Genomic DNA, 17,809 nt, shown 5'->3' with positions numbered 1-17,809 from the left:
TATTATAACCCAGTGAAAACCACACTGCAATATCGGTTCCTGGATAATATTGCCTGTGGCCGATGGACAGAAAGCCTTTCAGCAGTGGAAAAGGGACAGCCTCCGGAAAAGAGCCTGTCCCTTTATTATCAAATTAAAGCATCTCTATGAAAGCAGCCATCCTGGTATTCAGCTGTCCCACGTCGGCCTGGGAATAATCTGTCTCCACAACGGTATAGGGGAGCCCCTTTTTCTCCTTCACCAGCTTGCGGACCAGGGAGGTTTCCACGTTGTAGGTGTGGCATGCCTGAAGCACCAAATCGACCACTCCATCCACATGGAAATCGTCTATGAGCCTGTCCAGCAGTTCCATACGCCTGGGGTTGGGGGACATACAGGAACACCCGATGTTCAGGTACTTCCTGGCCAGGGCATCGTATACGTCAGGATTGTCCTCGTCGATGGGGTCCAGGGGCTTCATGCCGGAGCAGTTCTCAAAGCAGACCACCACGCCGCCGTTATCCTCAATGGCGCGCACCACCTTAAGGGCAGCGCCGCCGGACGGGGAACCGGTCACAAGGATTCTGGCTCTCCTGCCTATATTCTTTCCCTGGGCGTATTCGGCCTCAATCTTATCCGTAATGGCATTGACCTCCTCTGCCAGGGTGTCGATTTTCATCTTAAATCCAGTACCGTAGACAATGTTGACAATATCCAGTCCAAGGGCAGGAGCCGGGTCCAGGGCCATGACGTACTGGAGGCGGTTCAGGGCCGCGAGAATCTGGTTTCGGTTATGTATCTGGCTGCGGATGGCATTCTCTGTAATGACTGTGCCGAATTTCTCTTCCAGCACCTCCTTGAACCGTATCAGTTCCTGGCGGTACAGACCGATTCCAGCCTCTGTCTGGCAGTTGGGCAGCTCAATAACATGGACGGGCTTGAACTCAGCCAGCATCTCGTACATCTTCTTTTTGCCGTCGCAGGTTGTCTCGCCTACAATCAGGTCGGAAAAATAAAAGAAGGGACATTTATCCGTCTTGGCAAAGCCATAGCTGGACTTGATGAGGGGACAGAGGTTTCTGGGCAGGTCCTTTTCAGCATCGGGTATGGTCTCATCTGTAACAGAGCAGAGGCCCACAACGGAGGCGCCCATGGCATTGGGAATTTCCCTGGGAAGATAAGTACAGAATACACCTACCACAGGTATGCCCTCCTCCTTTAATTCTTTTATGGCAAGAAATGAGTTCTTCCTTGCATCTGCAAACTCTTCAAATATCTCAGGCAATTCTTTTTTCAGTTCCATGTTAGCTTCTGCTCCTTTTCTTTAGTTTCCCATATCCCAGGACGGCAGCGCCGACGGCGCCTGTATATTGGGAGAGTGGATGAGTGGTTATGCGGGAGGTTTTCATATATTCTCCCAGTACGGACCGCATGACCCCGGACTGCGCCAGACCTCCTGAGAAAAAGATGTCAGGATGTCCGCCGGTCAGGCGCTGGGCAAAGATGGCGGTCCTGTGGCAGATGGAGTGGACGCATCCCAGGACAATATCCCCCGGCGGGGTCTCCTGGGCCATCAGTCCTACAATCTCGCTTTCCGCAAAGACAGCGCACATACTGTTGATGGGGACCGGGCGGCACCCGCGGACGAACTCGTCCAGATGTGAGATATCACTTCCTACCCTGGCCATTATCATCTCCATAAACCGACCGGTGCCGGCCGCACATTTGTCATTCATTAAAAAGTCATTTACCTGGCCGTGGCTGTCCAGTGTAATGACCTTACAGTCCTGTCCGCCGATATCAATGACCGTGTCGCAGCCGGGAGCCAGATAGGAAGCGCCTGCGCCATGGCAGGTGATTTCCGTGATTTTTGCATCTGCCTCTTTTAAAAGTTCCCGGCCATACCCGGTGCTTACCACAAATCCGGTGTCTTCCGTGTAAAGCCGGTCATAAATGTCCCTTACTATCTCTCCCGGACGCATGGAGGTGGGAAGCATGTGGCACCCGACCACATCATTACCGTCGAACAGGACCCCCTTGGTCATGGTTGAGCCTGAATCAATTCCTAGACTAAACATACAAACTCCCTTATTTTTCGCTTTTATACCTATTTGAGTATAAGTAACCGGGAAAAAATAGTCCAATTGATATTCTGAATGGAACTTGATTTGGGATTGAAAAAATATATAGGTAAAGCAGCTGTATTCCAATCTCCGTCTTTGCATGGGGCGCTCATTAAACCGCTGTTTGGCAAATTTTGTTGATTAAAGATTTTGCTTATGCTACAATTAATTAAATATACATTTGAGCAGAGCTTATGTTCCATGGGGGAGGGAAACATATGTACCGATGCAGGATGAAGATAGCTATTTTCAGTAAGGATGACATGCTCTCTGAGCTGGTCCGTTCTCTTGAACCATTGGAACATTTTACACATGAGATTACGGTGCTGCCTGAGGCAAATCAGGAAATCATGAGGGAGGGACGGCTGGTCATATGGAATCTGGATGACCCGGTGCTTCCCTCAAAGCTGCGTTCCCAGTGCGGAGAGGACGCCGTATTCATATTCTGCGGCAGCCGCCGGCGGATTGGTACACTGCCGCCAGAGGAGCTTGAGGCAGCGGATGAGTTCTGGGAGACGCCTCCTGGCAGGGATTATATTAAGGTACGTCTGATGCGTATAATGGAACAGATTAAGCTGCGTTATGATTACTATATGACGCGGACCTATCTGGACACGGCCATTGACAGCATACCGGACATGCTATGGTTCAAGACGCTGGATGGGATTCATGTTAAGGTCAATAAGGCGTTCTGCTCCGTGGTGGGAAAGACCAGGGAGGATGTGACCGGACAGAGGCACTGTTATATATGGGGTGTTTCGCCGGATGACTATGAGAACGGGGAGGCATCGTGCAGGGAGTCGGAGGATGCGGTTATAAAGGCGCGCCGCACACTGCAGTTTACAGAATCGGTAAAGGGGGCCCACGGAATGCGCCAGCTGCGCACCTATAAGTCCCCCATCGTGGACAGGGACGGGGTTACGGTTCTGGGCACAGTGGGAATCGGCCATGATGTGACGGACCTGGTCAACATGAGCGCTGAGATAGAGATTCTCCTGCAGAGCATGCCCTATGCCATTCTTTTGTGGGATAATAACGGGAAAATACTCAATGCCAACAGGAAATTTGAGGAATACTTCAGGCTTCCCAGGGAAGAGGTCATAGGACAGGATTATGATGAGTGGCTGGCAGGTGCGTTTGAGGAACAGCGCTTCATCAACAGTGAAGGATATGTGGAAGCGCGGGCATCCCATGGGGATGGGACCGGTAAGATGCTGGAGATTCATGAAAACTCTGTCTATGACGTGTTCAATCATGTGGCGGGAAAGCTGTGTATTTTCCGTGATGTGACGGTGGAACGGGATTTGGAGAAACAAATCCGTCACAGCTCCAATACAGATTTTCTGACAGGACTTTATAACCGCAGATGCTTCTACCAGTATATCCATAACAACCGGGGCAGCAGGACGGTCAGCCTGATGTACATTGACCTGGACCGGTTCAAGGAAGTCAATGATACATACGGCCATAAGGTGGGGGATGCGGTTTTAGTACACACAGCGGTTGTGCTCAGGGATTTTTTTAAAGATGACTTCGTGGCCCGCCTGGGCGGGGATGAGTTTCTGGTGGTCCGCCTGGGAAAATGCTGCATGGACCAGCTGAAGCAGGAGGCAGAGGCTTTTTTGAAGGAAATGAGTACAGCGTTCCAGGCAGCGGAGCAGACCGTTGCCCTGTCAGCCAGCGTAGGGATAGCCCAGAGCAGCGATTCCCAGATGGACATAGACGCGCTTCTCCAGCGCAGTGACCAGGCCCTTTACCAGGCAAAGAAAGAAGGCAGGTCCAGATATTGCGTATACAGATAAAAGGGGATAAGGACATGATATCACAAAAACAAATTTTAATTGTGGAAGACAATGAAATTAACCGGATGCTGCTGAGAGAAATATTGTCTGCGGACTATCAGGTCATGGAGGCTGAAAACGGTCTGGAAGCCCTTTCTGTCCTGAAGGAGCATGGGGATGTGATTTCGCTGATTCTGCTGGACATAACCATGCCTGTTATGGATGGATATACATTTCTTTCCATCATGAAGGAAGACCCGGTTTTTTCTTCCATCCCGGTCATTGTGACCACCCAGAGCGACAGCGAATCAGATGAGGTGGCTGCCCTTTCCCATGGCGCTTCGGATTTTGTAGCAAAACCCTACAAACCCCAAATCATACTGCACAGAGTGGCAAGTATCATTAACCTGCGTGAAAATGCAGCCATGGTCAACCAGTTAAAGTACGACCGGCTGACCGGTCTCTACAGCAAGGAATTTTTCTTCCAGAAGGTGAAGGAGGAATTGGCCCGCCATCCGGAACGGGAATATGATATTATCTGCTCTGATATTGAGAATTTTAAATTGGTCAACGATGTATTTGGCCTTCCAGCCGGTGACAGGCTGCTGCGGGAGGTGGCTGAATTCTATCAGTCCCAGGTAGGGGACAGGGGGATTTGCGGCCATTTCAACGGGGACCAGTTTGCTGTACTGCTGGAGCGCAGATGGAAGTATACGGATGAGATGTTCATGGAGGCCACGGCCCAGGTCAATGTTCTTCCCAATGCAAAGAATGTGGTGGTAAAATGGGGAATCTACTCCATTGAGGACCGCACCATTCCTGTGGACCAGATGTGTGACAGGGCTCTGCTGGCTGCCTGCGGTATAAAGGGGCAGTATGGGAAATATTTTGCCATGTATGATGACCGGCTGCGCAGCAGGCTGCTGCGGGAACAGGCCATAACGGAGTGTATGGAGTCCGCACTGAGGGAGGGACAGTTTGAGATTTATCTTCAGCCCAAATACAGTGTGAAGGAAGAACTGCTTTCAGGGGCTGAATCCCTGATACGCTGGAATCACCCTGAATGGGGGCTTCAGTCTCCGGGGCAGTTTATACCTCTTTTTGAACAGAATGGTTTCATTACCCAGCTGGACCAGTATGTGTGGGACCAGACATGTGCAGTCCTGAGAAAGTGGGAAGACCTGGGATATCCTGGGATTCCTGTTTCCGTCAATGTGTCCAGGGCGGATATCTATAACGTGGACCTTCCTGAAATCCTGTGGGAGACAGTCCACAAATACGGCCTTCCGCCCGCCCGCCTTCACCTGGAGATAACGGAAAGCGCATATACGGAAAATCCGTCCCAAATCATTGAGGTGGCAGGAAGACTGCGGGAACTGGGGTTCATCATCGAGATGGATGATTTCGGCAGCGGCTACTCCTCCCTGAACATGCTCAATAAGATGCCCATTGACATCCTGAAGCTGGATATGAAGTTTATCCAGAATGAAACGGAAAAGCAGGCAAGCCAGGGAATCCTGCGGTTTACCATGGGCCTGGCCCGGTGGATGGACCTGAGCGTGGTTGCGGAGGGCGTGGAAACCAGGGAACAGTTTGAACAGCTGCGGGAAATCGGCTGCGACTATGTACAGGGGTATTATTTTGCCAAACCCATGCCCTGCAGGGAGTTTGAAAAGCTGATTAAGGTACAGCCGGAGCAGCCGGCCATGGAATCGTCCCCGGAGGAAGCTGCCTTTTTTGAAAAACAGAGGCCGGTGCTTTTGGTTGCAGACGAAGACCAGGCCTATTGCAGGGAAGTGCGCAGGATATTTGACGGCCAGTATCAGATTGTGGAGGCAGCGGACGGAGAGAAGGCCCTTGCCTGCATTGCCAGCTATGAGAATAAGATTGGGGCAGCCATTATCAGCCTTACCCTGTCGGGACCGGATGGATTTCAGATATTGGAGATGCTTCAGAGGGAGCGGGCGGTGTGGAACATACCCGTTATTGCCACTTCATGGGATGGAAGCATGGAGGAACAGGCTCTGGGGATGGAGGTGGATGAATTCCTGCACAAGCCGCATACAGGAGCCGTACTGGAAATGCGTACCATGAGGGCCATGCGGTCAGCAGCCACCAGGGAACGGGAGCGTATGCTTAAGAATGATGCCTGCAGGGATTATCTGACCGGACTTTTGAACCGAAGGGGCCTGGAGGCAGCGGTGGATGCTCTGGACGGTAAAGACATGCCGTTGGCTGTGTATCTCTTTGATTTAGACAATTTAAAGCATATCAACGATACATTCGGCCATGTGAGAGGTGACCTGACCATATCAGCCTTTGCTGAGCTTCTGAGGAACCAGACACGGGAAAGCGATATATTATCCCGTTTTGGCGGCGATGAATTTGTGGTTATCATGAAGCAGATGAAATCAGGGAAAAGCGCTGTGAGAAAAGGGGAGGACATATGCAGGAGCATTCGGGAATATCCCTTTGCCGATAAGATTCCGGCCTATTGTTCTGCCGGTGTGGTGATATGGGACACCAGAGAGCCCCTGCCGGTCATACTGGAGCATGCGGACCAGGCCCTGTATCGCGCCAAGGCAGAAAAAAAAGGCGGATGCTGTCTGTGGGGAGAAGGGGAATGGTGATTTTCCACCGATTAAACCCGGAACCCTTTCCTGCGTATGGAAATATTTAGGTTATATTAAGTAAAATGTAACATTGTCGTCATGCATATGTGGTAATATGGGGGTATACAACAGAAAAGAGAGGTGGATGTTTATGTACATGGATTCCTTTTTCTGGGGAGGCGGTTTTGAAATCATGTTTACCCTGGTGTTCATAACCATCATTGGAATCTTTGTGGTCACAGCAGTGAAGGGCCTGGGCCAGTGGAATAAGAATAATCAATCTCCCAGGCTGTCGGTAACAGCCTCCGTGGTCTCCAAGCGGACCAATGTCAGCCGCCACAGCCATCCCAATGCAGGGGATGCCACAGGAGCACACGGTTTCCATTCCACCACATCCACCAGCTATTACGTGACATTCCAGGTGGAGAGCGGTGACCGGATGGAGCTGTCCATGACCGGAACGGAATATGGAATGCTGGCAGAGGGGGACCGGGGAAAACTGAGCTTCCAGGGAACCCGCTATCTGGGATTTGAGCGGCAGAGGATTTAGGTCCGGCCGCTTCTTGTTTTACGGTCCGGCCTGTCCGCTATACGCCATAGTGAATCATATAGTTCCCGCCGCGGATGGCTTCACGGTTGTGGAAATACGTCTGCATCACGGAAAGGGCCGGCTGCCAGCTGTCTATATATTCATCATCTGAAATCCAGATACATCCGTATGTTTCGGGTTCGTATCCGGAATAATCTTTTGTAATGTCTATTTTGTCTATGATTCCGAATTCTGCTTTTATCATGACTGATTTCCTTACCTGAATCTGTTTTGTATTATTATACTCCTGATACGGCTGCGCCTCAATGAAATATTTAAATATTGGAAGTACGTGATTGCTGCGGTAAGAAGCCCATATGATATTGGGCATGATATATGAACTTCATGTTGTAAGCATTTCCATGGGATGATAAAATGAGAAAAACAACTGGAAATAACAGAATGGACTGGCTCTGTATCAGGAGGAAATGAAACCATGGGAGTTGAACATAAGAGAAACAGGCAGGAGCAGGCAGTACAGGAGCAGGCAGTACAGGAAAAGAATAACTGTGAAGAAACCATCCGGGAAAAGGAAGTAATGGAGGTTTCCCTCCAGGCAGGGCATCTGCTTCTGGAGAATGGGGCCGAAATATCCCGGGTGGAGGAGACCATAGAGCGGATATGCCGTTATTACGGCGTCTGTTCCGGCAATGCTTTTGTGCTTACCAACGGCATTTTTGTCACTGTGGGAAGCGGGAAGGAGCCTGATTTTGCCAAGGTGGAGCACATTCCGGTGAGCGGTACCCACCTGGACCGGGTGGCGGCTGTGAACCAGCTGTCCAGGGAGATAGAAGCAGGCAGATACACGGTCAAAGAAGCGGCTGAAAGGCTGGAGGGCATAAGGAATATGCCGGGCAAGCCCAAAGCCATGCAGGTGCTGGCGTCAGGATGCGGCAGCGCGGCCTTCTGCTGCCTGTTCGGAGGCAGTATGTGGGACAGCATGGCTGCGCTTATGGCCGGCATTCTTTTGTATATCTATGTGCTGTATGTCAGCGCGCCCCATCTTTCAAAGATTGTGGGCAATATAAGCGGGGGAGCCCTGGTGACAATCCTCTGCAGCGCCATGTATCTGGCCGGAATCGGACAGCATCTGAACTACATGGTGATTGGCTCCATCATGCCCCTGATACCCGGGGTTCCGTTTACCAATGCAATCCGGGAAATAGCGGACAGCGATTACATTTCCGGTTCCGTGCGCATGATGGATGCACTGCTGATTTTTTTCTGCATTGCCATTGGCGTGGGCGTTGGATTTTCACTGATTGGGTGGATGACAGGAGGTGCATTGTTATGATATTACAGGTATGTGCGGCCATGGTGGGCACCATTGCATTTTCACTGCTGTTCGGGGTGCCTGGAAAATATTATATCCGGTGCGGCCTCATCGGAGGCGCCGGATGGGCAGTGTATGTGCTGGCCGCAGGCCATGGCAGCGGGGCAGGCGCTTCCTTTGCCGCCACGGTGGTGGTTATATTCCTGTCCAGGGCAGCGGCGGTAATAAACCGCTGTCCGGTCACTATTTTTCTCATATCAGGCATATTTCCCCTGGTTCCGGGGGCTGGCATATACTGGACCGTCTATTACCTGGTGACAGAACAGCTGAAGCTGGCTGTGTATACAGGATATGAGGCCGTGAAGGCAGCGGTGGCCATTGTGCTGGGCATTGTGTTTGTGTTTGAGCTGCCCCAGGGGATATTCCGGCAGATAGCCAAGGCATTCATTAAAATTCCATAAAATTCTCATGAATGTTGGCGCTCCAACACTTAGAACCCTTCCGGAAGTGGTATGTTTTAACCAGCACTTGACAGTGTGACGGAAGGGAGCGGTGAATATGGATTCAACCTATGACCTGATTATAGTGGGAGGCGGACCCGGAGGGCTGGCAGCAGCAATCTATGCGGGCCGGGCCGAGCGAAGGACCCTGCTTTTGGAAAAGGGAAGTTACGGCGGAAGAATCAATGATACATATGAGATAAGGAATTATCCGGGAACCATATCAGACAGCGGCCAGCACCTTATGGAACGGTTCAGGGAGCATGGGGCCGCCTTTCCCACGGTGGACTGGAAGCGGACCACGGTGACGGGAATCCGCAAAGAGGATGATGTATTTGTGGTGGAGACAAAGCGCCGCGGGGATTTTAAGGCCGGCAGCGTGATTCTGGACCTGGGAACCAGGCCAAGGGAGCTGAACATAAAAGGCGAGAAAGAATTCACAGGCAGAGGCGTAGCCTACTGCGCCACCTGTGACGCGGAGTTTTTTAAAGGAAAGGATATCTATGTGCTGGGAGCCGGCGACCAGGCTGTGGAGGAAGCGGATTACCTGACAGGCTTTGCCTCCAGCGTCACCATTGTGGTGATTCATGAGGAGGGCCATCTGGACTGCAATGAGGCTGCCGCGGAACACGCATATAAAAATCCCAAAATCCGCTTTGTATGGAGCTCCACCGTGGAGGAGATAAAAGGAAAGGACCATGTGGAGTCTCTGGTGCTGAAAAATGTGGAAAACAGCGAAACACGGGAGGTAAAGGCCCAGGGACTCTTTCTCTTTGTGGGGATGGTGCCCCAGACCGAGATGGTCAGGGATTTGGTATCCTGTGATAAAGCCGGATATATACGTGTCAATGAGAAGATGGAGACAGGAATTCCCGGACTTTACGCAGTGGGGGACTGTACCCAGACATTTTTGAGGCAGGTAATAACCTCTGCTGCCAACGGGGCGGTTGCAGCCGTGGCTTCAGAGCGGTATATCAAGGAGCTGGACCAGATTCGCTCCATTCTGAGCCCGGAGTCGGGAGAGGTGGCATTTCTGTTTTATAATCCCTACCGCAATGAGGATATAAAAACAGCCGGGGAGCTGGAACAGAGTCTGAACAGCCAGTGGAAGGTGTACCGTCAGGATATCACCAGGCAGGACCTGCTGTACCGGAGCCTGAATCTGGAACAGACGGTATCAGCAGCATTTTACAGGAACGGGAAGCTGCTGGAGGTAAAGAATGTGTTCTGAGATGCATCCGACGCGCGGACGATGTCTATTGTTTGATAAGGAGGATATGGATTATGGGACAACCACTTGTTTTCCCTCATGGAGTCACTGTTTACGACCCTGAAAAATGCTGGAACGGTTATACCATTGTTCCGCTGATTAATGACGGCGTACTGCTGTTTGACATGAACGGCAATGAAATCAGGCGCTGGAACATGCAGGCCATGCCGCCAAAGCTGCTGCCCGGAGGATATGTCATGGGTCTGTCCGGTTACAGGCATCCTGATTACGGTATGCAGGATGGGGTCAATCTGATTGAAATTGACTATGACGGCAATGTGGTGTGGGAGTTTGACCACTTTGAGTATATTGACGACCCGGGCAGGGACCGCCGGTGGATGGCCCGCCAGCATCACGACTACCAGAGGGAGGGGAACCCGGTGGGATACTATGTGCCGGGCATGGACGCCAGCCCCCTGGAGGGAAATACCCTGATACTGGTCCATGAAACCATCCGCAATCCCAAAATCTCCGACAAAAGGCTTTTGGATGATGTGATGATTGAGGTGGACTGGGAAGGTAAGATACTATGGAAATGGTCTATCAGTGACCATTTCGATGAATTGGGATTTGACGAGGCAGCCAAAAACGTGCTGTTCCGTGACCCTAATATGCGCCAGGCCGACGGCGGAGTAGGAGACTATCTCCATGTGAACTGCATGAGCTATCTGGGGCCTAACAAATGGCATGACCAGGGAGACATGCGCTTTAAGCCGGACAACATTATCTTTGACTGCCGGGAGGCCAATATCCTGGCTATTTTGGATAAAGAGACAGGAAAAATCGTGTGGAAGATAGGACCGGACTTCAACGCATCGCCGGAGCTTAAAAAGCTGGGGTGGATTATCGGCCAGCACCATTTCCACATGATACCCAGAGGACTTCCGGGGGAAGGAAACCTGCTGGTATTTGACAACGGAGGCTGGGGCGGCTATGGAATGCCCGGCCCTTCATCTGCGATTGGCATAAAGAATGCGCTGAGGGATTACAGCCGCGTGCTGGAATTCAATCCGGTGACACTGGAACTGGTATGGAAACTGACGCCCAAGGAGCTGGGACACGCGATTCCGGTGGATGCCAGCAAGTTTTACAGCCCATATGTCAGCAGCGCCCAGCGCCTGCCCAACGGCAATACCCTGGTAACAGAGGGCTCGGACGGAAGGCTGATAGAGGTGACGCCGGACCATGAAATCGTATGGGAGTGGATATCCCCCTATTATACCCATAATGAAAAGGGGCCTAAGAATAATATGATATACAGGGCCTACCGGTATCCCTACAGCTATGTGCCCCAGGAGCCGGTGCCTGTGGAGACGCCGGTGGCGCGTCTGGACAATGTGACCTTCCGTGTGCCGGGAGCCGGTGCTTTCGGAGCAAAAAAAGTGGTTGATGTTGCCGGGACTTTGCCGTATTATGAAGATATAGCACTCTGTGTGGCCACGGACGATGAGGCAGATGTCATTAAAAAAGAAAAAATATTTGAGGTAGATACTGAATTCTTCCGCCCTGTTACCTCTGACAATTGGAGAAAAGAAGTGCAGGATGTAAAGGATAAACCGGTACTGGTGCTTTTCGGCGCAGAACGGTGCGTCCACTGTAAAGCCCTGCATCCGGTTTTGGAGGAAGCGCTGAAAGAAGAGTATGAAGGTCAGTATGAAATCCGCTATGTGGATGTGGACGCCAGCCAGGACCTGGTGGAGGCGTACCGCATCGGAGGCATACCGGTTGTTGCCGTATACCGGAACGGGGAGGAACTCCTACGGTTTAACGGTGAAAAGGATTACGATGATTTGTGTGACATACTGGACCGGCCGCTGGCATAGACTGTATCAAAAAAGAGGAGCTGTTTTTTGCAGCCCCTCTTTCATGATTTCTGGAGGCAGCATATGTATGAACATTTTTCAATTCCCGCTGAGTCCTGCAGGGTTCCCTTTGCAGACCTTTGCAGGAGGAACAGCGAATATAAAACCTATTTTATAAGAAAGACCTATGAGGCTTCCCAATGCATTCATCCCCAGGGCACAAAGATTACCAGCTTTGGTATTGTGGAGGATGGAATCCTGAAAGCAGTGGACCATACCAGCAAAGACGTGGAAATGTGCCATACTTATTTTGAGGCAAGGGACATTTTTCCGGAATTCCTGTATTTTTCCGGAGAAAAGGAGTACAGCTATACCCTGGTGGCTGAAAAAAAGTCTGATGTGTTGTGGGTGCCGGTCCAGGTCATGGAGGAAATGCTGGAGAAAGACAGGCAGCTGCTCTATGCACTTCTGCTCTACGTATCCCAGCGGGGACTCAGGAACCAGCTTTATCTCAACTGTCTCAATTACCAGACCATCCGCCAGCGGATTGCTTACTGGATTGTGGGAATGCACGACATTGCTCCCGCTGAAACCATACGCATGCCTGGTTCCCAGCTGATGCTTGCAAATATGCTCCATGTCAGCAGGTCCTCCCTGAACCAGGAACTGAAGCTGATGGAGAAAGAAGGATATTTCCGGATAAGGGAACGGGAAATGCAGGACTGGGATAAGAAAATGCTGGAGGAGCTGATTTAATTGGGCTGCGCCTCAGGCGGGGATGCCGCTGTATTTGTATTACGATAAAAGAACCGGGAGCTGCGGATATGAGTTTGTATGCCATAGGAGATTTACATTTATCCTTCACTGCCAATAAACCCATGGATGTATTTGGAAGGGAATGGAAGAATCATGTGAGGAAGATAGAGAAAAACTGGAGGGGAAGGATTCAGGATGAGGACACGGTGGTCATCACAGGCGACCATTCATGGGGACGGAATCTGGAGGAGGCCAAAGCGGATTTGGAATTCATCCAGTCCCTTCCGGGACAGAAAATCCTGCTGCGCGGAAATCACGACATGTTCTGGGACGCCGGGAAAACCTGCCGCCTGAATGAGATGTATCAGGGACGCCTGGCGTTTCTCCAGAATAATTACTATACCTACAGGGAGTACGCTCTGGTGGGGACTAAGGGGTACTGTTATGAGGGAAAAGATTCCCCGGAACATTTTGAGAAGCTTGTGAAGAGGGAGCTGGAACGGCTCCGCATCTCTTTTGAGCTGGCGGCCGCTGGCGGCTTCAGCCAGTTCATCATGTTCCTGCATTATCCTCCCACCAGCATAGGAGAGATGGAAAGCGGTTTTACTGAGATGGCCAGAGAGTACGGGGCAGAACAGGTGGTGTATTCCCACTGTCACGGGGAGGACAGGTATCAGGACAGCTTCCTGGGCGATGTGGAGGGAATTGAGTATAAACTGGTTTCGTCGGATTATCTCAGATTCAGGCCGGAGCGGATTTTGCAGTGATGAGGTAATACAGAAACATAAAAATAGAAACGGAAAAGGCAGAGATGAAAAAGACAGAAACGGAAAAGGAGCCCGGTATGCATAACGGGAGGAACTGCGAAAGAAAGGCGCCTATTCGGGCCATTTTTCTTGATATAGACGGCACACTGAGGGACTTTGACACGCAGAGAATACCGGACAGCGCAAAGTCTGCCCTGGAAAGGGCAAGGAGGGCCGGAATTATGCTGTTTATAGCCACCGGCAGGCATAAGCTGGAGATGGAGGAAGAGAATCTGCTGGAGGGACTGGAATTTGACGGCTATGTGACGCTGAACGGGCAGTACTGTTATTGCGGCAGCCGCCTGGTCCATGGGTGTCCTGTCCCTTCCCAGGATGTGCAGGCAGTACTCAGGATGTTGAAGGAGGACCCATTTCCCTGTATGTTCATGGAAGCGGAGCACATGTACATCAACATGGCGGATGATATGGTAAAAGAGGCCCAGGCAGGGATTGGCACCAGGATTCCTCCGATTATGGATGTGGGGCGGGCGGCAAACCATACAATCTATCAGATGGTTCCATACATTGGTCCGGAACAGGAGCGCAGGCTGAAGCAGGAGCTGCCATCCTGTCAGTTCATCCGCTGGCATGACGGCAATGCTTCGGATATCATTCCCATGGGCGGAAGTAAATCAGAGGGAATCCGGGCCATGATTGGTGAATTCGGAATTGCCATGGAGGAGGCAGCGGCCATTGGAGATGGAAGCAATGATGTGTCCATGGTAAAGGAGGCAGGGCTGGGCATAGCCATGGGAAACGGCAAGGATGCGCTGAAGGAAGCAGCCGATTATGTGACAGGTCCGGTAGGAATGGACGGCCTGCGGGAGGCAGTTGACTATATACTGGAATACAACAGGGGGCTGACGGCCGGAAGGAGGAACAGAGTGAAGTACAAGGCAGTGATATTTGATTTTGATTATACACTGGGAGATTCCACAGAGGGCATTGCGGCCAGTGTGAACCATGGCCTGGAGAAACTGGGGTATGAGGCCAGGGGACTGGAGGATATCAGAAAGACCATCGGCCTGTCCTTAAAGGAGACATTTGCCTGCCTTACGGGCAGCAGGGACCGGGAGAAGGCGCAACGGTTCTGCACATATTTTAAGGAGAAGTCAGACCAGGTGATGGTGGATAATACAAGAATCTATCAAACAGTCAGGCCAGTGCTGGAAAAGCTCCGGGAGCAGGGGTGCAGGATTGGAATCGTAACCACAAAATATCATTACAGGATAGACCAGATACTGGATAAATTCCAGATGGCCGGCCTGGTGGATATGATAGTGGGGGCAGAGGATGTAAAAGCTGAGAAGCCAAGCCCGGAGGGACTGCTTTACGCAATGGAACAGCTGGGCATGGAACGGGAAGAGGTGCTGTATACAGGCGACAGTGTGGTTGATGCAAAGACAGCAGCCAGGGCAGGTGTGGATTTTGCCGGGGTACTGACCGGGACAACGGCTTTGCAGGAGTTTGAACCCTTTGGCCATGTATGCATTGTCAGGGACCTGGAGGAGCTGCTGGAAGTCCTGACGGCCGGGGATTAAGCACCGGAGAAACAACTGAAAGGAGGATGTCTGTTCTGGGCGGACATCCTCCTTTTTATCCTTATCTAATCCCTGCGTCTGCTGCCTATACAACCTGATACTTTGCCACGTATACCGGGAACGTATCAGTGCCCTTCATCTCCTTGCCCTCTGTGATGGTCACGTTCTTATCCGTTACAACATACTCTGCACTGGCGCCTGCTTCCACTACCGTATCCTGCATAAGCACACAGTTTTTCACCTTGGCGCCCCTGCCTATCCTGACGCCGCGGAACAGAATGCTGTTCTCCACTTCGCCCTCAATGATGCATCCGTCGGCAGCCATGATGTTGCTGGCCTTTGACCCATTGATGTACCTGGCTGGGTTGTCGTCGCGAATCTTGGTGTAGATGGGATTGCCGGCGGAGAAGAGAGCGTCCACATTGGCATCGTCCAGCATCTTCATGTTCTCATCAAAATAGCTCTTCATGCTGCTGATGCGGGCCACATACCCGTCATAGCGGAATGCATGTACGTTCAGCTTTCCTATCTGGGGAGCCAGGATATCCCGTTCATAATATACCTGTCCGCGCACATAGGCAGTGTTTACCTGGTCAATCAGACGCTCCCGGTCAATGACATAGATGTTCATGGAGAAATTCTGTACCCCTGGTTCCTTGGAGTTCATGTACATCTTGGTTACACGGCCGTTGTCAATGGCCAAAGTATAGTAGAGGCTTTTTCCGATGTCCTGGGGGCCGGTGAAGCCAACGGGAAGGGGTTCCTTCCTGTAGGCCACGGTGACATCTGCGCCGCTTTCCATGTGTGCCTCAATCAATGCATTGAAATCAAAGTTGACGGCCAGATTTGTATCGGCCATGACAACATACTTTTCCTTTTGTTCTTTTAGGAAATCCAGGATACTGGCCAGGGCCTCCACACGTCCGTTGTAGATGCTCACTGTCTTTTCGGCAAAGGGCGGGACCAGGTTAAGTCCGCCGTTTTTGCGTGTCAGGTCCCATTCACGGCCTGAACCCAGGTGGTCCATCAGGGAGTGGTAATTCCTGCGGACAATCAGGGAAATATTATCAATTCCGCAGTTCACCATGCTGGAAAGGATAAAATCCACCAGACGGTAACGGCTGGCAAAGGGGATGGAGGCCATCAGGCGCTCGCTGACCAGGTCGGGAACCAGGGAATCATAGCTGTTAGGGAAAAGGATGCCCAGGGCATTTGCATTGGAATTTACCATTGTTCTTCACCGCCTTTTACATTATTCTTAACCATGGCACTGGGGCCAATCTTTGCACCGGACCCGATTTCAATGCCGGGACCAATGGTGGCCACGCCCTTTTCATCGCCGGACGGCATGGCTCCAACCACGGCATTTTCTCCAACCACCACGTTTTCAGCCACAATACAGTGTTTTACAACGGCTCCTGATTGGATGGTGGTGCCGCCCATGACAACCGCATCCTCCACCTGTGCCCCGGCCTCTACCTTTACGCCTGAGAAAAGAATGGAGTGGCGGACCTGTCCGTTTACACGGCATCCGTCTGTAATCATGGAATTCTCCACCACGGCGTCGCTGCTAATCTTATGTCCGGTCATACCGCTGTTGCGGCTGTAAATCTTCCAGTTTTCATCAAAGAGGTTGATTCCGCTGTGTTCCGGGTCCAGGACCTCCATGTTGGCTTCCCAGAGGGAAGAGATAGTCCCCACATCCTTCCAGTATCCGTTGAAATGATAAGCATACATGCTGCGTCCGTCGCGCAGCAGGTTGGGAATGATGTTGTTGCCGAAGTCATTCTCGGAGTCCGGGTCAGCCTCGTCCTCAACCAGGTACTGTCTGAGAATATCCCAGTTGAATATGTAGATGCCCATGGAAGCCAGATTGGACTTTGGATTCTTGGGCTTTTCCTGGAACTCGGTGATACGGTCGTCGCTGTCAGCCACCATGAGTCCGAAGCGGGATGCCTCCTCCCAGGGCACTTCCATGACAGCCACACTGAATTCCGCTCCCTTTTCCTTGTGGAATTTAAGGAAGTCACTGTAGTCCTGTTTGCAAATCTGGTCGCCTGACAGGATGATTACGTACTGCGGGTCGTACCGTTCAATAAAGGAGATATTCTGATAAATGGCATTGGCCGTGCCTTTGTACCAGTCTGAGCCGGATGCTTTCTGGTAAGGCGGGAGTACGTGAACACCGCCGTAAAGACGGTCCAGGTCCCAGGGCTGTCCATTGCCGATGTACTCGTTCAGTACCAGAGGCTGGTACTGGGTCAGGATGCCCACTGTATCGATTCCGGAATTCACACAGTTTGAAAGCGGAAAGTCGATGATGCGGTATTTACCGCCGAAAGGAACCGCGGGTTTTGCCAGTTTTTGGGTCAGAGCATAGAGACGGGAGCCCTGGCCGCCGGCAAGAAGCATTGCAATCATTTCTTTAGCCATAATATTTCCCCCTGATTGGTGTTGAATATTTATACAGATTGTACCATATATTGGAAAGAAATGACAGGGATTTATGCAAAATAATTAAAAAAATGTTGGGAAATATAGAATTACACTAAAAAGTGCCCAGTATATTTGCCAATGCCGGATAATATAAAAAAAGTAGGTGACATGTTGCATAAAGTATTGTATAATATCGTTATACTTAAAAAAGAATAACGATATCGGCAAAACAGGATACAAAAATGTTGGGGCTGCTTGATGCAGCTGCCGGGGAAATGTGTCATACATGTAAAAGGGGGGAAAATACTGCAGCCCTACCATGGTTGAGGGCAAAAAGAAGC

15 protein-coding genes are annotated in these 17,809 nt (G+C 51.1%); 10 read left to right on the top strand and 5 right to left on the bottom strand.

The genetic code is table 11. The features are described from left to right. Positions 1–133: 133 nt before the first annotated feature. Positions 134–1,282 (bottom strand): double-cubane-cluster-containing anaerobic reductase, encoded by a 1,149-nt coding sequence (locus I2H39_RS04195; RefSeq protein ID WP_195625848.1) that lies wholly within the window; start codon positions 1,280–1,282, stop codon positions 134–136. Between the two features lies 1 nt (position 1,283). Next, positions 1,284–2,057: an acyl-CoA dehydratase activase gene (locus I2H39_RS04190; RefSeq protein WP_195625847.1), complete on the bottom strand. Its 774-nt coding sequence runs from the start codon at positions 2,055–2,057 to the stop codon at positions 1,284–1,286. Between the two features lie 263 nt (positions 2,058–2,320). On the opposite strand from I2H39_RS04190, the gene I2H39_RS04185 reads away from it, so the two are divergent. The 3 genes from I2H39_RS04185 (at position 2,321) to I2H39_RS04175 (ending at position 7,045) form a co-directional block, all read left to right on the top strand. Then, positions 2,321–3,904: a diguanylate cyclase gene (locus I2H39_RS04185; RefSeq protein WP_195625846.1), complete on the top strand. Its 1,584-nt coding sequence runs from the start codon at positions 2,321–2,323 to the stop codon at positions 3,902–3,904. A gap of 14 nt (positions 3,905–3,918) precedes the next feature. Next, positions 3,919–6,513 carry an EAL domain-containing protein gene (locus tag I2H39_RS04180; RefSeq protein WP_195625845.1) on the top strand — a complete coding sequence of 865 codons (2,595 nt, stop codon included), beginning with the start codon at positions 3,919–3,921 and terminating at the stop codon, positions 6,511–6,513. Positions 6,514–6,646: 133 nt separating this feature from the next. Then, positions 6,647–7,045, top strand: coding sequence for a DUF2500 domain-containing protein (locus I2H39_RS04175; RefSeq protein WP_138305909.1), 399 nt, complete (start codon positions 6,647–6,649; stop codon positions 7,043–7,045). 37 nt (positions 7,046–7,082) lie between these two features. On the opposite strand, the gene I2H39_RS04170 is transcribed toward I2H39_RS04175, so the two are convergent. Then, positions 7,083–7,289, bottom strand: coding sequence for a hypothetical protein (locus tag I2H39_RS04170; protein ID WP_195625844.1), 207 nt, complete (start codon positions 7,287–7,289; stop codon positions 7,083–7,085). 231 nt (positions 7,290–7,520) lie between these two features. On the opposite strand from I2H39_RS04170, the gene I2H39_RS04165 reads away from it, so the two are divergent. From I2H39_RS04165 to I2H39_RS29040, 7 genes are all read left to right on the top strand, one after another. Continuing rightward, positions 7,521–8,378 (top strand): threonine/serine exporter family protein, encoded by an 858-nt coding sequence (locus tag I2H39_RS04165; protein WP_195625843.1) that lies wholly within the window; start codon positions 7,521–7,523, stop codon positions 8,376–8,378. Next, a complete protein-coding gene (locus I2H39_RS04160; protein ID WP_138305912.1) occupies positions 8,375–8,818 on the top strand; it encodes a threonine/serine exporter family protein in 444 nt (147 codons plus the stop codon). The genes I2H39_RS04165 and I2H39_RS04160 overlap by 4 nt, the downstream gene beginning before the upstream one ends. A 97-nt stretch (positions 8,819–8,915) precedes the next feature. Further along, on the top strand, positions 8,916–10,088 hold the full coding sequence (locus I2H39_RS04155; protein WP_195625842.1) for an FAD-dependent oxidoreductase: 1,173 nt from the start codon (positions 8,916–8,918) through the stop codon (positions 10,086–10,088). A 53-nt stretch (positions 10,089–10,141) separates the two neighbouring features. Next, positions 10,142–11,950, top strand: coding sequence for an aryl-sulfate sulfotransferase (locus I2H39_RS04150; protein ID WP_138305914.1), 1,809 nt, complete (start codon positions 10,142–10,144; stop codon positions 11,948–11,950). Between the two features lie 63 nt (positions 11,951–12,013). Further along, entirely contained in the window at positions 12,014–12,685 is a 672-nt protein-coding gene (locus I2H39_RS04145; RefSeq protein WP_138305915.1) for a Crp/Fnr family transcriptional regulator, read from the top strand. A 68-nt stretch (positions 12,686–12,753) separates the two neighbouring features. After that, a complete protein-coding gene (locus I2H39_RS04140; protein WP_138305916.1) occupies positions 12,754–13,452 on the top strand; it encodes a metallophosphoesterase in 699 nt (232 codons plus the stop codon). A gap of 44 nt (positions 13,453–13,496) precedes the next feature. Next, complete coding sequence (locus I2H39_RS29040) at positions 13,497–15,032, top strand: Cof-type HAD-IIB family hydrolase (RefSeq protein ID WP_227146183.1); 1,536 nt, start codon at positions 13,497–13,499, stop codon at positions 15,030–15,032. An 85-nt stretch (positions 15,033–15,117) separates the two neighbouring features. On the opposite strand, the gene glgD is transcribed toward I2H39_RS29040, so the two are convergent. Then, on the bottom strand, positions 15,118–16,263 hold the full coding sequence (gene glgD, locus I2H39_RS04125; RefSeq protein ID WP_138305917.1) for a glucose-1-phosphate adenylyltransferase subunit GlgD: 1,146 nt from the start codon (positions 16,261–16,263) through the stop codon (positions 15,118–15,120). Continuing rightward, entirely contained in the window at positions 16,257–17,465 is a 1,209-nt protein-coding gene (locus I2H39_RS04120; protein ID WP_138305918.1) for a glucose-1-phosphate adenylyltransferase, read from the bottom strand. The genes glgD and I2H39_RS04120 overlap by 7 nt, the downstream gene beginning before the upstream one ends. Positions 17,466–17,809: the final 344 nt, after the last annotated feature.

It is taken from the genome of Clostridium sp. 1001283B150225_161107_B6, from assembly GCF_015556325.1.
Classification (GTDB): Bacteria; Bacillota; Clostridia; order Lachnospirales; family Lachnospiraceae; genus Enterocloster.
Note: the sequence above shows the minus strand (reverse complement) of the source record. Positions and strands in the feature narration are given on the sequence as shown.

Excerpts from the sequence above, each read along its gene's own strand:
- I2H39_RS04175 (WP_138305909.1), top strand. The coding sequence starts at position 6,647 with ATGTACATGGATTCCTTTTTCTGGGGAGGCGGTTTTGAAATCATGTTT.
- I2H39_RS29040 (WP_227146183.1), top strand. The coding sequence starts at position 13,497 with ATGAAAAAGACAGAAACGGAAAAGGAGCCCGGTATGCATAACGGGAGG.
- I2H39_RS04170 (WP_195625844.1), bottom strand. The coding sequence starts at position 7,289 with ATGATAAAAGCAGAATTCGGAATCATAGACAAAATAGACATTACAAAA.
- I2H39_RS04185 (WP_195625846.1), top strand. The coding sequence starts at position 2,321 with ATGTACCGATGCAGGATGAAGATAGCTATTTTCAGTAAGGATGACATG.
- glgD (WP_138305917.1), bottom strand. The coding sequence starts at position 16,263 with ATGGTAAATTCCAATGCAAATGCCCTGGGCATCCTTTTCCCTAACAGC.
- I2H39_RS04160 (WP_138305912.1), top strand. The coding sequence starts at position 8,375 with ATGATATTACAGGTATGTGCGGCCATGGTGGGCACCATTGCATTTTCA.
- I2H39_RS04145 (WP_138305915.1), top strand. The coding sequence starts at position 12,014 with ATGTATGAACATTTTTCAATTCCCGCTGAGTCCTGCAGGGTTCCCTTT.
- I2H39_RS04120 (WP_138305918.1), bottom strand. The coding sequence starts at position 17,465 with ATGGCTAAAGAAATGATTGCAATGCTTCTTGCCGGCGGCCAGGGCTCC.
- I2H39_RS04155 (WP_195625842.1), top strand. The coding sequence starts at position 8,916 with ATGGATTCAACCTATGACCTGATTATAGTGGGAGGCGGACCCGGAGGG.
- I2H39_RS04195 (WP_195625848.1), bottom strand. The coding sequence starts at position 1,282 with ATGGAACTGAAAAAAGAATTGCCTGAGATATTTGAAGAGTTTGCAGAT.
- I2H39_RS04150 (WP_138305914.1), top strand. The coding sequence starts at position 10,142 with ATGGGACAACCACTTGTTTTCCCTCATGGAGTCACTGTTTACGACCCT.
- I2H39_RS04190 (WP_195625847.1), bottom strand. The coding sequence starts at position 2,057 with ATGTTTAGTCTAGGAATTGATTCAGGCTCAACCATGACCAAGGGGGTC.
- I2H39_RS04140 (WP_138305916.1), top strand. The coding sequence starts at position 12,754 with ATGAGTTTGTATGCCATAGGAGATTTACATTTATCCTTCACTGCCAAT.
- I2H39_RS04180 (WP_195625845.1), top strand. The coding sequence starts at position 3,919 with ATGATATCACAAAAACAAATTTTAATTGTGGAAGACAATGAAATTAAC.
- I2H39_RS04165 (WP_195625843.1), top strand. The coding sequence starts at position 7,521 with ATGGGAGTTGAACATAAGAGAAACAGGCAGGAGCAGGCAGTACAGGAG.